The organism is Sphingomonas sp. GW822-FHT03G08 (assembly GCF_058801135.1).
The window spans coordinates 219,568-233,756 of the sequence record NZ_JBXAMZ010000002.1 but is presented as its reverse complement, the minus strand read 5'-3'; the positions used below and the strand labels follow the sequence as shown (position 1 = coordinate 233,756).

The following is a 14,189-nucleotide window of genomic DNA, read 5'->3' as shown; positions in this document are numbered from 1 at the left end:
GCCACCGTCAGCGGTAGCTGAGCGACCACCGCAAGGTGAGCGGCCCGGACAAGCGACGGGCGCCAAGGCGACAGCGGACGAGCGAAGCGAAGGCGCCGGTCGGCGCGCGATACTCCTTGCCCTCCGCCGGGCCGACCGTGCAACCCTGATAGCCGGTGGCGGAGAAGCCGGTGACCTCCCCTGCCCCGAACGCCACCGCGCCGGGCCCGGCGCTGCGCGCTTCGCCGGAGAAGCTGGCGAATTCCAGCGTAACGTCGGACAGCTCGACCGGCCCGGCCGCACGATAGGTGTCCGTGCGGGTGATCCGGCCGGGCGTGAATTCGTAGCGGGTGGTGACGGTGATGCGCTTGTCGGCGACCGGGGCATTCTCGCCCATCCGGTCCATCGCATCCTGCCGCCAGCCGACGATCGTCCGACTGCCCTGCCGCTTCCAGCTGATCCCGCGGAACCAGGCCAGCGGCATCAACACGCTGCCGTCCGCCAGCGCGAAGCGCGGGGTAAGCTGCGGGAAGCTGGCGTCCGCGGATCCCTGCAGCATCCCGCCCGAGAAAGGGATCGGGAAATAGGGATTGTGCATATGCTGGTCTTCGGCGCCGTTGATGATCGGCAGGCCGATGACATGCCCCTTGTCGCGCAGCGTGAGCAGCGCGCGGTCATGGTCGCCGCGGGCGAACCAGGTGAAGCGCGCCGCCGGCAAGGTCCGGAGCCAGGCCGCATAGTCGGGCGACGGCGCCGCGCCCTTGTAACCCAGGCCGTTCCACAGCGCGTTGGTATAGATATATTGGCGGGCGAGGCTGAGATTCTCGCCCAGGATCCGGTGCTTGCCGCGATAGCCATCGGTGCGGCGGCCATCGTCCCACAGGTTCACCGATCCCGTTGCCGGGCTCAGCCAGAAATCGGCATAGCGTGCGGCGATCCGGCTGGAGAGCGCATAGGCCATGTCGCGCTCCTTGGGCGTCAGCACGCCGAGCCTTGCCGCGGCGGTGAGCACCTCGAGGAAGGCAGTTTCGCCATAGGTGCCGATGCTGCGGCCATATTCCCAGCCTTCGCCGGTCAGGGTCGCACGGTGGAGCATCAGCTCGGCAGACTTGCGCAACCAGGCCTTTACCTGCGGCGTCGGCGTCATCCCCGTTTCGATGAAGCGCTGGGCGATCTCGCCGATCAGCAGCACCGAATAGCGATCGAAACGGCCATGGCCGTCGGTCTCGTCGGCGAAGCCATATTGGCCCGAATAGCTGCGATAATGCTCGATCATCCGCTGGAGCAGCGCTCTGGACGCCGCTTCGTCCTCCCAGCCGAGCAGGTAGCGCAGACGCGCGACGCTGAAGGCGACGCCGTAGTAGTTGTTGGGCAGGTCGTGAAGCAGGTCGAGCGACTTCGCATCGACGAAGCGCCGCCAGTCGAGCTTCTCGCGAAGCCGCGCGATCGTTTCGGGGCGCACCGCCTGATCGAGCAGACCGGCCCGCTTCAGGGCGTGAAGGGCCGAGATGTAATAGTAGATGCCCCAGGTATCGTTGGGGTCGTCGAGCGTCAGGTCGGCGATCTCGCGGTAGCCGGCGAGATATTCGGCCAGCTTTGGATCGGTGCGCGGCGTGTCGAGCAGCAGATAGCTGAGGCCAGAAGCGATCTTGCCGGGGAGGAACTTGTCGCCGCTGTCGAACACCGGCACGCCGTCGAGCCGCATGGCCCGCTTCTCGCGCAGCAGCTGGTGGAGCAGCGCGGCCAGCTGGGGCATCAGCCGCTGCTCGATCGTCGCGTCCATGGGCGGCGCCACCGCATAGACGGGGCCATGGGGCGAAGGCGCTGCGGGCTGGGCGATCGCCGCGGGGACGGCGAGCAACGCGAGACAGGCGGCGCCCAGCGGTGCACGCGACAGGTTCTTCAATTGGCCTCTCCTTTTGGTAAGGCCAATTTCAATCTTCAGGTAATCGGTGTCAAGCCACTCGCTTGCGGGATCAGGCCGAGCCGATCTTCAGGCGGCGCGCCACGCTGTCGCGGCGCGTCTCGATCTCGTTGCGTGCGCGCTGCATCGCCTCGAGCTCGGTAGCCTCGAGCAGGTCGTCGACCACGCCGCGCAGGTGCCGGCGCATCGCGTTGCGCGCCGCATGCGGGTCATGCGCCTTGAGCGCATCGAGGATCGGGCGATGCTCCTCGACTCGCGGCGTGATGCCGCCGCGCTTGGCGCGGGCGAACATGTTGGCGGCCAGCGGCGAGTTGACGCGCAGGTCCCAGAGATAGTCGACGACGCTGCGGATCGCGGCGTTTCCGGTGGCATTGGCGATGGCGAGGTGGAAGCGGTGATCGGCGTCCATCACCGAGGGCTCGTTCGAGTCGTCGGCCGCCATTTCCTCGATCAATTCCTCGAGCTCGGCGAGCTGCTCGTCGGTGATCGACACCGCGGCCAGGGCAACCGCCTCGCCTTCGAACAGGATGCGCGCCTCGGTCAGGTCGAAGGCGCCGACGTCGAAATTGAGCGAATCCGCCCGCTCGCCACTGCCATGCTCGCGCTTGGTGACATAGAGGCCCGAGCCATGCCGCGCCTCGATCCAGCCCTTCATCTCGAGCGCGATCATCGCCTCGCGGATGGTCGGACGGCTGACCTTGTATTCCTCGGCGAGGTCGCGCTCTCCCGGCAGGCGCGAACCCGGCGACCAGCGCCCGGCCTCGATCGCTTCGGTGATCGAAGCGGCTACCCGCTGGTAAAGCTTGTTGCCTGTGATCTTCATGCCGTCCTCATCCTTACACAACCTCGTAGGTTGACACGATAGGTCATACAAGTGGATATTGGCCTGACCACTTGAGAGGGTTTAAACTTGCCACGTATCACTGCCGCCCGCGTTATCGTGACGCGCCCCGGCCGCAACTTTGTAACGCTGAAGATCGAGACGGACGAGGGCGTTTATGGCCTCGGCGACGCGACGCTCAACGGCCGCGAACTGGCGGTGGCCAGCTACCTCAACGATCACGTCATTCCCTGCCTGATCGGCCGCGATGCGCACAGCATCGAGGATATCTGGCAGTATCTCTACAAGGGCGCCTATTGGCGCCGCGGCCCGGTGACGATGAGCGCGATCGCCGCCGTCGACATGGCGCTGTGGGACATCAAGGGCAAGCTGGCCAACATGCCGGTCTACCAGCTGCTCGGCGGGGCCGCCCGCGAAGGCTGCATGGTCTATGGCCATGCCAATGGCTCTGACATCAGCGAGACGATCGAACGCGCCCACGAATATCTGGAGCAGGGCTACAAGGCCGTCCGCCTCCAGTCGGGCGTGCCGGGCATGGCCACGACCTATGGCGTGTCGGGCGAGCGCTTCTACTACGAGCCGGCCAAGGGATCGCTGCCCGAGGAATCGCAGTGGAGCACGTCAAAATACATGCGCTTCGTGCCGGAGCTGTTCGACAAGGCACGCGCGTCGCTGGGCTGGGACATCCACCTGCTGCATGACGTGCATCACCGGCTGACCCCGATCGAGGCAGGCAGGCTGGGCAAGGACCTGGAGCCGTACCGGCTGTTCTGGCTGGAAGACGCCACGCCGGCCGAGAACCAGGCCGCTTTCCGGCTTATCCGCCAGCACACCACCACCCCGCTGGCGGTGGGCGAGATCTTCAATTCGATCTGGGACTGCAAGCAGCTGATCGAGGAACAGCTGATCGACTATATCCGCGCGACCGTGGTGCATGCCGGCGGCATCACCCATCTGCGCCGGGTGGCCGCACTGGCCGACCTCTACCAGGTGCGCACCGGCTGCCACGGCGCGACCGACCTGTCCCCGGTCTGCATGGCGGCGGCGCTGCACTTCGGCCTGTCGGTGCCGAATTTCGGCATCCAGGAATATATGCGCCACTCGGAGGAGACCGACGCGGTGTTCCCGCATGCCTACAGCCTCAACAACGGGCTGATGCACCCGGGCGACAAGCCGGGGCTGGGCGTGGACATCGACGAGGTCCTGGCCGCCAAATACGAGTACAAGCGCGCCTATCTGCCGGTGAACCGGCTCGAGGACGGGACGATGTTCAACTGGTGAGATTCACGCCGGCGCTTGCCTACAGCGCGAGCGCCGGCGACTCGCGAAAGTACACGAAGTACAGGCCAAGAGCGGGTTTTCGCTGCGGCAATTTTGACCCTTTTGACGGAAACGCGATTCATCCCGCAACATTGTTGCGCGCGCGTGATCCTATTTCATCCGACAGGGCAAAGAGCGGCGGGCAACGAGCACGACCGCGCCAGCCAAGCAGGCGAAATCCTACATTGCAAGGCAGGGCTAGGCGCGTTCCCGCTTCATCCAGCGCGCCTCGCCCGGGAAGGGAATGCGCGGCATGAGCCCCCAGGACTTTCCGTCGATCGCAATCGGCTGCCCCGGCGCCTTGCGCGCCAACAGGCGGTCCAGGGCGGGCAGATCCTGCACCGGCAGATAGAGGCTGTACTGGCCATCCTTCCAGTGGACGGTCCGCGGATCATTCAGGCCGGGCCAGCGCCGCGGCCATGCAAGCGGGGCGCCTTCCGGCACCGGATTATAGAGGCCGAGCACGACTTCGATCCGCTCGGGCATCCACGCCGTGGCGCGCGGAGGATCGAAATGCGCCAGCCGATCATAGGCTGCGACGACCAACGGCGGCAGCTTCTCGCGCACCCGCGCGATCGACGGGTCGCCATAGACCGAGAGGACCTGCGGCGACTCCGCGCCATACAGATACAGCGTGACATTGCTGCCGTCAGTCCAGCTTTCCACCTCATAGTGGCGGGCCAGCCCGGCCTGCACGGGGAGGTTCAGGTCCCGAACCAGCGCATCACGCTCCAACGGTTCGAGCCGGACCGTCCGAAAACCCTCGCCATGCCGATAGATCGCCGTGCCATCGGCATAGAGCGCGAAATCCGGGGTTTCGAGGCCCATGCTGAGCGACCAGACCGGCAGCGAGATCAGCACGACCAGCGGCTCGGCCGCTGCCGCACCGGCAAAGGCGGGCAACGGCATACAGGCAGCGATTCCTGCCATCAGCAACGTGCGGCGTGCAATTTCCATCGAATCCCCCGGGCCTGACGACAGCCACACTGCCCGCGCGACGGCGCCGGGGAAAGACACCGAATGATCCGTTTGGGGAATGCGGAGCGCGCGAAGCTCCACATGGGAAGGCGCCTAGCAGGCCGGCCCCGATTTCAGCGCGCTGTCGCCCCATGCGACCCGGTGGACCACCAGGGTCGGTTCGTGCGCATCGCGTTTGATCTCGAAGCGCTGCGGCGCGTTCCAGGCCACGCTGTGCAGATCGGCATCGCCGCTGCCGTCGAACAGGAAGCCCGGCGTGACCTGTATCTCGGCGCCCGCCCGCACCACCCGGAAGTCATGCACGGCACCGGGGACGAGCAAACGCCCATCGCTGCCCGCGAGTCGCATGACCGGTCTGGTGCCAAGATAATAGCAGCCATCTGCCAGCCTGGGCGCGGGCCCGCATGCGGCGAGAACAGCTGTGGTAAGAAGCGCGGCCCAGAGGGCGCGAGGGGTGCGCAACTTCATGGCCGTACCTCGCCCGCTGCGCCGGACAGTTCCCCGGCGAAAGCCGGGGCCCAGGGTCAGAAGAATTCCAGCGGAGAAACCCTGGGCCCCGGCCTGCGCCGGGGAACGGAAGTGGGAAGGGCTCAGCCCTCCTCGACCGGAGCGCCGGGGCCGTTCTTCAGGATCGACTCGATCGCGTTCTTCGCGCTCGCCTTGGTCGTGTAGCCTTCGGTCCAGAAGATCACTTCGCTGTTGTACTTGAACTTGGCGACATACTCGCCGGCCTTGTTCTGCTCGATCACGAACTTGTGTGCCATTCGCTTTCTCCCGGACTCAAACCGCTAACCTAAGTTAGCCGCCGAAACGTGCAGGCGAATAGGTGGCCGGGTCAATAGCCGCCACCGCGGGATCGGGCGAGGTGCCGAGCAGCAGCGCCGCGGCGAGCTGCGCGGCGGCGGGCGCCGTCTGGATGCCGAAGCCGCCCTGCCCCGCGCACCAGAAGAAGCCCGGCGCGTCGCCCGCAAAGCCATAGACCGGCAGGCGATCGGGCGCGAAGCTGCGCAGGCCCGCCCATTTGTGCTCGAGCTTCTCGATCCGCCAGTCGACGACATGCTCGAACCGGTCGATCGCCAGCGCGACGTCCAGATCCTCGGGCTGGGCGTCGCAGGGTGGGGTCTCGATTTCGTCATGCGGGCTTAGCCAGAGCCGGCCGCCCGCCTCGGGCTTCCAGTAGAAACTGCCGCCGATATGCGCGACCATCGGGCTGAGCGGCGCCGGCGCGGGGTCGGTCTTCAACTGCATGATCGTGCGGCGATAGGGCGTGATGCCGAGCGGAGTGACACCGACCATCTCGGCCACCGGATCGGCCCAGGCGCCGGCGGCATTGACCAGCATATCGGCTTCGAACGCGCCTGCGCGCGTCTCGAGCAGCCAGCGGCCGGCTTCGCGGCGGGCGGAGAGCAGGCCGGCATCGGTATGGAGCGCCGCCCCTGCCCGCTTGGCCGTGGCGAGCATGTCGCCGTGGAGCGCGCCGACATCGATATATTCGCAGCTCGGCTCGAGCACCCCGAGCGTCCATTCGGGGCGCAGCCCCGGGATCAGCGCCTGGGGATCGACGGCGCGCAGCTCGACTCCGGTGCCCTCGAACTCGGCGAGGAACGCGTCGATCGCGCACGCCTCGTCGGCGCGGCCGATATGGACCGAGCCCATCGGCTCGAGATAGCCGCCGTCACGCAAGGGCCCACCCGAGGCGGTGGTCAGCGGCTGGATCGCCGGACCACCATAGCTTTCGGACCAGAAGGCCGCCGAGCGGCCGGTCGAGTGATAGCCGGCACGGTCCTCCGCTTCGAGCAGCAGCACGCGCGCATGCGGCGCGATCTCGGCCGCGAGGCTGGCCCCGGCGATGCCGGCGCCGATGATCGCAACGTCATAGGCCATCAGCGACGCTGGGCGCGGGCGGCGAGGAAGAGGTCGATCTCGCCGATCGCGCGATTGCGGACCTTGTCGCCCTCGCGCAGGATCTCGTGCGCGCTTTCCTTGCCGAAACTGACGATGCGGGCATCGGGCAGCCTGGGAACGATCCTGAGCGCGGCCTTTGCGTCGACCAGCCCATCGGCCTTGGCGACCAGCGCCAGCACGGGGACCGGCATCTTCCTGAGCTTCGGATTGCCGGCAAGCTCGCGCATCGACTTGAACGCCTGGATCAGCCAGCGCCAGCTCGGCGGGCCGGTGACGATCTCGGGATTGTGCTGCTGCCAGAAGATCTCGTCCGAATAGCGATCGCGATCATGGGTGAGCAGGTTGGCCCGGGTTTCGGTGGTATAGGGTTTTTCGTTGCTCTTCCAGGCCGGGCGGGTGGGATCGCCGACTCCGCCCAGGATGCGCGCGGCACGCTCGGCAAAGGGGCCCAGCGCGCTCTTCACACCGAGCATCGGTGCCACGATCACCGCGGCATCGGGGCGGATTGCGCCTTCGACCAGCCCGCGCAGGATCAGATGGCCGCCCATCGAATGGCCCATCACGACATGCGGCCCCGGAGTCGCGGCTTCCCATTCGGCATAGAAGGCGCGCAGATCGGCGATGAAGCTGTCGAAGCTGTCGATGTCGCCGCAATTGGCGCGCGAGGTGAGCCGGCCCGAGCCGCCCTGGCCGCGCCAGTCGAACGAGGTGATCGTCCAGCCCTGTTCGTGCCAGTGGTGGAACGCCTCCAGATACTTCTCGAAGATGTCGCCGCGGCCGCCCTGGAACAGGATCGAGCCGCGCGGCGTGGCGGTGTCGGCGGGCCAGGCAAAGGCGCGCAGGTGCCAGCCATCGGGCGCGGTCCAGTGGTGGACCTTGGCCCCGGCGGGGAGGGTACGGCGAATATCCGGATTTTCACGCATATCGCTTGGTTACGTTTTGATAAGCCGTCCCGTCTAGGACTTTGCTCCTATGGGGGAGTGGTTCGTCACCTTGCTGCTTGTTGCGCTCGCGCTGCTGCTCGTCTCGGCGGGCATCCAGGACGCACGCACCCGTGAGATCGCCAACTGGAAGAATGCGGCCATCGCGCTGATGGCGCCGCTCTGGTGGTGGGCGAACGGGCTGGCCCTGTGGCCGGACATGGCATTGCAGCTGGGCATCGCCACGCTGGTCTTCGGCTTCTTCCTGGGCGCCTTCGCGCTGGGGCAGATGGGCGGCGGCGACGTGAAGATGATCGGCGCGCTCGCACTATGGCTGCCGATGCAGCCGCTGGTGTGGATGCTGGTGCTGATGTCGCTGATCGGCGGCGGGCTCACCCTGGTGATGGTGATCGAGAAGAAACTGCGGCCGGCCCGGGGGGGGCCTGTGGAAATTCCTTATGGCGTGGCCATCGCAATCGCAGCGCTGCTCGTTCTTCGCGAACCGATTTTTAACCAGTTCGGGTGAATACTTAACGCTGGCGCAACCACAACGCCGACGTTTTTTTGAGAAGGCTTGGGAATAGCGAAATGGATGCACGCAAGCTGATCCTGCTCGTCGGTGCGCTGGTCGTGGCCGCAATCACCGCATTCATGGCGCGCAGCCTGATGAGCGGCGCACCCGCGCCCCAGGCCGGGGCCGTGCCTGCCGCGGTGCAGCCGCAGAACACCACCGAGGTGCTCGTCGCCAAGCGCGAGCTGCCCGTGGGCACCATCCTCGACGCCCAGTCGCTCGAATTCCGCCCCTGGCCCAAGGAGCTGGTCGAGGGCGCCTATTACGTGAAGAGCGAATCGGATCCGGCCAAGCTGGTCGGCACCGTGGTTCGCTTCCCGATTCCCGCCGGTCAGCCGGTGACCCAGGGCGCGCTGGTGAAGCCCGGCGACCGCGGCTTCCTCGCCGCCGCGCTCGGCGCCGGCATGCGCGCGGTCACCGTGCCCGTCTCGACCCAGAGCGCCGTTGCCGGCTTCGTCTTCCCGGGCGACCGGATCGACCTGGTGCTGACCCAGTCGGTGTCGGGCGGTGGCGATGGCCCGCCGCTCAAGGCTTCGGAGACGATCCTGCGCAACCTGCGCGTGCTCGCCACCGACCAGAAGACCGACAAGCAGACCGACGACAAGGGCAACACCATCGTCAACACCTTCTCGACCGTGACGGTCGAGGCGACTCCGAAGATCGCCGAGAAGATCGCGGTCGCGCAGACCATCGGCACGCTCTCGCTGTCGCTGCGCTCGATCGCCGACAACCAGGGCGAGCTCGAGGAAGCGATCGCCGCCGGCGACGTCGAAGTGCCGACCGATCCGAAGAAGGAAAAGGAAATGATCGCCAAGGTGGCGACGCGTCCCCAGGAGGGCGCGACCACCTTCGCGACCGGCGCCGACGTGTCGCGCTTCCAGCGCAGCACCGTTCCGGCCAAGCCGCGCGACGCCGCCCCGATGGGCGGGGCGCCTGCCGGCGTGGCGCCGGGCCAAGGCTATCCGGGTGCGGTCGCTCCGCGCGGCCCGGTCGTCACCATCGTTCGCGGCAATGCCGAGACCGCCGTTGCTCTGGGGGGCAAGAACTAAGATGACCAGCAAGCTTCTTCTGAAGCGCTCGCTTGCCGCGATCGTGTCGACCGCGATGGTCGGCGCGCCGGCGACCGGCTTCGCCCAATCGGCAAAGGCCAAGCGCCCGCACCAGACCCGCCCGAGCCAGTCGCGCGCCAATGTCGGCGTCGCCAGCCTGCCGGCCGGCACCCAGCGCCCGACCAGCGAGATCCTGCTGTCGATCGGCGAGGGCCAGCTGATCACGCTGCCGGGCAATGTGGCGAACGTCTGGACGTCGAACCCCGGCGTGGCGGACGTCTATGTCAACAATCCGCGCCAGATCCACCTGTTCGGCAAGGACTTCGGTGAAGCGACCGTGTTCGCCACCAGCGCCTCGGGCGCGGTGGTGTTCTCGACCACCGTCCGCGTCGCGCAGAACCTCACTTCGATCGACCGGATGATCAAGGTCGCGATGCCGGATGCCGACATCCAGGTGACCACGGTCGGCCAGATCGCGGTGCTGAACGGCACGGTGAAGTCTCCGCAGGACAGCGAGCAGGCCCAGCGCCTGGTCACCAGCCTGCTCAACCCGGGCGTCAACGGCAGCGATCCGAACGCCCAGGTGAAGATCGCGGTGATCAACCGGCTGAAGACCGCCACGCCGCTGCAGGTGCAGCTGCAGGTGAAGTTCGCCGAGGTGAGCCGCAGCTTCGTCAAGAATATCGGCGTGAACTTCACGACCAAGGACTCGACCGGCGGCTTCCAGTTCGGCCTGGCCCAGGGCCGCAGCCCGGGTTCGTTCACTGCTGCCGACCTGGCCAAATATCCGGTCGCGACGATGACGCAGAACGGCGTCAGCATCACCGGCGCCTATGATCCCTCCACCGGCCAGTTCCTCAACCCGCGCGCGAGCGGCCTGGCCGACATCACCCGCGGCTCGGACAACGCCACCATGGGCCTGGCCGGCAAGCTGTTCGGCCTGGACGTGCTCTCGGCGATCGATATCGGCGAGACGATCGGCCAGGTGACCACGCTGGCCAATCCGAACCTGACCGCGCGATCGGGCGAGACCGCCAACTTCCTGGCCGGCGGCGAGATTCCGATCCCCGTGGCGCAGGGCCTGGGCACCACCACCGTCGAGTACAAGCAGTACGGCATCAGCCTGGCGTTCACGCCGACGGTGCTGAGCGACGGCCGCATCTCGCTTCGGGTCCGCCCCGAAGTGTCGCAGCTGACTTCGGCCGGCGCGGTGCAGCTCAACGGCGTCACCATCCCCGCGCTCAGCACGCGCCGCAGCGAGACCACGGTCGAGCTCGGTTCGGGCGAAAGCATGGTGATCGGCGGCCTGCTGCAGAACAGCCACAACAACACCGTCACCAAGACGCCCGGCCTGGGCGACGTGCCGGTGCTCGGCGCGCTGTTCCGCTCCAACGGCTTCCAGCGCAACGAGACCGAACTGGTGATCGTGATCACCCCGTATCTGGTGAAGCCGGTCAACGCGAACCAGATCGTGCTGCCGACCGACGGCTATCGCGCGCCGAACGACCTGGAGCGCGTGCTCCTGGGTTCGCTCTCGGGCAAGGACAAGACCAACGATCGTCCGAAGCCGAGCATGGCGCCGGCCGACGGCCAGCCCGCGGTGGGCGCCTTCTCGCCCGCACCGACCAACCAGCCCGTCGCGCCCGTCCAGGTCGCGCCGGCTCCCACCAACAACCGCAAGCAGAAGAAGGGTGGCTCCGCGGCCCCCGGCTTCGGCTTCTGATCCCGATGCGACTGACGAGGAGATCGCCCGTGCTTCCGCGCTTCACTCCCCTGCTCGTCCCGGCGCTGCTGCTCGCAGGCTGCGGCACCTATAATGGCGGCGTCGAATCGGTGCATCAGCCGGTCGTGCAGCGTAACGACTATGTGCTCGACCTGCAGACCACCGGCTATGGCCTTGCCGCCGGCGAGAGCCAGCGCCTGGCCGGCTGGATGTCGGCGATGAACCTGCGCTACGGCGACCGCGTGGCGATCGACGACGGCGCCGCCGGCACCACCGGCCGCCAGGAAATCGCCGCCGAGGCGGGCCGCTACGGCCTGATCCTCGCCGATCGCGCCCCGGTGACCGCCGGCCAGATCGCGCCGGGCACGATCCGCGTGGTCGTCACCCGGATGACCGCTGCGGTGCCGGGCTGCCCCGACAATTCGCGTCCCGCCGAATACACGTTCGAGGCGAGCACCAGCTCCAACTATGGCTGCTCCACCAATGCCAACCTCGCCGCGATGATCGCCGATCCGGCCGATCTCGTCCGCGGCGCGCCCGGCTCGCCCACCGGCGACCCGGCGACCAGCGCCAAGGCGATCGGTGCCTTCCGTACGGCAGCGCCCTCGGGCGCCGGCGGCGCCACGCTGAACTCTGGTGGGAGCACGCCGAAGTGAACGCGCCCTTCAATCCCGCCCGCACCGGGCATCGCGATCCGTTCGTTGCCTTCGTCTGCGACGAGGCGACGGCGGAGATCCTGCGTCCGATCGCCGTCGAGCTCGGCTGGTCGCCGGAAAAGGTCAACAAGGGCGGCCTGCGCAACGCGGTCCAGACCCTGTCGGTCTCGGCCAGCCCGAACATCCTGTTCGTCGACCTGTCCGAGAGCGGCGATCCGCTGAACGACATCAACGCGCTCGCCGAAGTCTGCGAACCGGGCACGGTCGTGATCGCATCGGGCCAGGTCAATGACGTGCGCCTGTATCGCGACCTCGTCGCCAGCGGCATCCACGACTATCTGCTCAAGCCGCTGAACCCGGATGCGCTGCGCGATGCCTTCGCCCAGGCGCAGACCGCGCTCAACGCGCCAAAGGCCGCCGAGACCGGCGCCGAGCGCGCGCACTGCGCGGTCGCGGTGATCGGTACCCGCGGCGGTGCCGGCGCTTCGACGATCGCGACTTCGCTCGCCTGGCTGATGGGCGAGAAGCAGGGCCGCACCACGGCGCTGCTCGACCTGGATGTGCATTTCGGCACCGGCGCGCTCGCGCTCGACCTGGAGCCCGGCCGCGGCCTGACCGACGCGATCGAGAATCCGAGCCGCATCGACGGCCTGTTCATCGAGCGCGCGATGGTGCGCGCGTCGGACCGGCTCGCGGTGCTCAGCGCCGAGGCGCCGATCCACTCGCCGATCATGACCGACGGCGCGGCCTTCTATCAGCTGCAGGAAGAGATCCGCACCGCCTTCGAGTGCACCGTGGTCGACCTGCCGCGCTCGATGCTGGTCAACCATCCGCACCTGATCACCGATGTGCAGGTGGCCGTGCTGGTGACCGAGCTGACGCTCGCCGCCGCGCGTGACGCGATCCGCATCCTCAGCTGGTTCAAGTCGAACGCGCCGCAGACCCAGGTCATCGTGGTCGCGAACAAAATCCAGCAGGCGGGCGTTCTGGAGATCAGCCGCAAGGACTTCGAAGGCTCGATCGAGCGCAAGATCGACTTCCTGCTGCCGTTCGACGCCAAGCTGGCATCGCAATCGGCCAAGCTGGGCAAGCCGCTTGCCGAGGTGGGCCGGAGCAACAAGGGCGTGGCACCGCTGGGTGACCTTGCCCAGCGCATCGTCGGCATCGCCGATTCGGGCACCGATGACGGCGGCGCCAAGGCGAAGGCCAAGGGCGGAAAGCCGGCGAAGGGCGGCGGTTCGCTGCTCGAGAAGTTCAAGGTGAAGATGCCGGTCAAGGCAAGGAAGTAACCTTTGCGCAGCCAGGCTGCGCGGGGATCACACAGGCGGAGTTAGCGCGGCGTGGACATGCTGCCGGTATTGATGCTCGCTGGAGGCACCTTCCTGGTGCTCGTGCTGATGGTGTTCGCCTTTTCGGGCCCATCCGCCGAGCGCGCAGGCGCGCGCCGCGTGAAGACGATGCGCGAGCGCCACGTGGTGAGCGCCGTCGGCGCCAACGCGATGGAAGCGCAGATGCGCCGGGTGGCCGCCGCCCGCGCGACCAAGATGGACGCGACCGCCGCCCGCTTCCTGCCCAATCCGGCCCTGCTCCAGAAGCGCCTGAACATGACGGGCAAGCCATGGACGCTTGGCCAGTACATGATGGTCAGCGCCGGCCTCACGCTGGTGCCCGCCGGCCTGATCCTGCTCCAGGGCCTGCCGATCCTGCTGGCGCTGGGCGTCGGCCTGTTCCTGGGCGTAGGCCTGCCGCACTTCGTGGTCGGCTTCTTCATCAAACGCCGCGTCGCCAAGTTCACCTCCAAGTTCCCCGACGCGATCGAGCTGCTCGTGCGCGGCCTGCGCTCGGGCCTGCCGATCACCGAGACGATGGGTGTGGTCGGGCAGGAAGTCGAAGGCCCGGTGGGCGAGGAATTCCGCGCGGTCAGCGACAAGATGAAGATCGGCAAGTCGCTCGACACCGCGCTTCAGGAAACCGCGGACCGGCTCGGCACGCCCGAATTCCAGTTCTTCACCATCACCATCCAGATCCAGCGCGAGACCGGCGGCAACCTGGCCGAGACGCTGGCCAACCTGGCCGACGTGCTGCGCAAGCGCGCCCAGATGAAGCTGAAGATCAAGGCGATGTCCTCGGAATCCAAGGCGTCGGCACTGATCGTGGGCGCCCTGCCCTTCATCGTGTTCACGCTCGTGTGGTTCATCAACAACAACTACATGGCCAATTTCTTCAAGGACGAGCGGCTGATGATGATCGGCGGCGGCGGCCTGATCTGGATGGGGCTCGGTGCCTTCATCATGGCCAAGATGGTCAACTTCGAGATCTGATG

The 14,189-nt window shown here is 67.3% G+C and carries 14 protein-coding genes; 7 read left to right on the top strand and 7 right to left on the bottom strand.

Annotated features, from left to right (window positions below; all coding sequences use genetic code 11):
- Positions 1-7: 7 nt before the first annotated feature.
- On the bottom strand, positions 8-1,885 hold the full coding sequence (locus tag AC1RJ5_RS18550) for a hypothetical protein (protein WP_493114989.1): 1,878 nt from the start codon (positions 1,883-1,885) through the stop codon (positions 8-10).
- Between the two features lie 70 nt (positions 1,886-1,955).
- Complete coding sequence (locus AC1RJ5_RS18545) at positions 1,956-2,726, bottom strand: FadR/GntR family transcriptional regulator (protein WP_184168972.1); 771 nt, start codon at positions 2,724-2,726, stop codon at positions 1,956-1,958.
- A gap of 87 nt (positions 2,727-2,813) precedes the next feature.
- Between AC1RJ5_RS18545 and manD the strand changes: the two genes are divergently transcribed.
- The gene (manD, locus tag AC1RJ5_RS18540; protein WP_493114987.1) at positions 2,814-4,025 is read left to right on the top strand and encodes a D-mannonate dehydratase ManD; all 1,212 of its coding nucleotides are present in this window, start codon (positions 2,814-2,816) and stop codon (positions 4,023-4,025) included.
- A gap of 237 nt (positions 4,026-4,262) precedes the next feature.
- On the opposite strand, the gene AC1RJ5_RS18535 is transcribed toward manD, so the two are convergent.
- From AC1RJ5_RS18535 to AC1RJ5_RS18515, 5 genes are all read right to left on the bottom strand, one after another.
- The gene (locus tag AC1RJ5_RS18535; RefSeq protein ID WP_493114985.1) at positions 4,263-5,123 is read right to left on the bottom strand and encodes a hypothetical protein; all 861 of its coding nucleotides are present in this window, start codon (positions 5,121-5,123) and stop codon (positions 4,263-4,265) included.
- Between the two features lie 12 nt (positions 5,124-5,135).
- A complete protein-coding gene (locus AC1RJ5_RS18530) occupies positions 5,136-5,390 on the bottom strand; it encodes a hypothetical protein (RefSeq protein WP_493114983.1) in 255 nt (84 codons plus the stop codon).
- 242 nt (positions 5,391-5,632) lie between these two features.
- Positions 5,633-5,806: a YegP family protein gene (locus AC1RJ5_RS18525; protein WP_269572675.1), complete on the bottom strand. Its 174-nt coding sequence runs from the start codon at positions 5,804-5,806 to the stop codon at positions 5,633-5,635.
- A 34-nt stretch (positions 5,807-5,840) separates the two neighbouring features.
- Complete coding sequence (locus AC1RJ5_RS18520; protein ID WP_493114981.1) at positions 5,841-6,926, bottom strand: NAD(P)/FAD-dependent oxidoreductase; 1,086 nt, start codon at positions 6,924-6,926, stop codon at positions 5,841-5,843.
- On the bottom strand, positions 6,926-7,870 hold the full coding sequence (locus AC1RJ5_RS18515; protein WP_269572677.1) for an alpha/beta fold hydrolase: 945 nt from the start codon (positions 7,868-7,870) through the stop codon (positions 6,926-6,928). Before AC1RJ5_RS18515 ends, AC1RJ5_RS18520 begins: the two co-directional genes overlap by 1 nt.
- Positions 7,871-7,919: 49 nt before the next feature.
- Between AC1RJ5_RS18515 and AC1RJ5_RS18510 the strand changes: the two genes are divergently transcribed.
- The 6 genes from AC1RJ5_RS18510 to AC1RJ5_RS18485 all read left to right on the top strand — a co-directional run bounded on the left by AC1RJ5_RS18510 (position 7,920) and on the right by AC1RJ5_RS18485 (position 14,187).
- The gene (locus AC1RJ5_RS18510) at positions 7,920-8,393 is read left to right on the top strand and encodes an A24 family peptidase (RefSeq protein ID WP_184168977.1); all 474 of its coding nucleotides are present in this window, start codon (positions 7,920-7,922) and stop codon (positions 8,391-8,393) included.
- A gap of 62 nt (positions 8,394-8,455) precedes the next feature.
- A complete protein-coding gene (cpaB, locus tag AC1RJ5_RS18505) occupies positions 8,456-9,487 on the top strand; it encodes a Flp pilus assembly protein CpaB (protein WP_269572678.1) in 1,032 nt (343 codons plus the stop codon).
- A gap of 1 nt (position 9,488) precedes the next feature.
- Positions 9,489-11,210, top strand: coding sequence for a type II and III secretion system protein family protein (locus AC1RJ5_RS18500; RefSeq protein ID WP_269572679.1), 1,722 nt, complete (start codon positions 9,489-9,491; stop codon positions 11,208-11,210).
- Positions 11,211-11,239: 29 nt separating this feature from the next.
- A complete protein-coding gene (locus AC1RJ5_RS18495; protein ID WP_311768512.1) occupies positions 11,240-11,866 on the top strand; it encodes a CpaD family pilus assembly protein in 627 nt (208 codons plus the stop codon).
- Positions 11,863-13,155 carry a CpaE/TadZ family protein gene (locus AC1RJ5_RS18490; RefSeq protein ID WP_269572680.1) on the top strand — a complete coding sequence of 431 codons (1,293 nt, stop codon included), beginning with the start codon at positions 11,863-11,865 and terminating at the stop codon, positions 13,153-13,155. Before AC1RJ5_RS18495 ends, AC1RJ5_RS18490 begins: the two co-directional genes overlap by 4 nt.
- A 51-nt stretch (positions 13,156-13,206) precedes the next feature.
- On the top strand, positions 13,207-14,187 hold the full coding sequence (locus AC1RJ5_RS18485; RefSeq protein ID WP_493114977.1) for a type II secretion system F family protein: 981 nt from the start codon (positions 13,207-13,209) through the stop codon (positions 14,185-14,187).
- Positions 14,188-14,189: the final 2 nt, after the last annotated feature.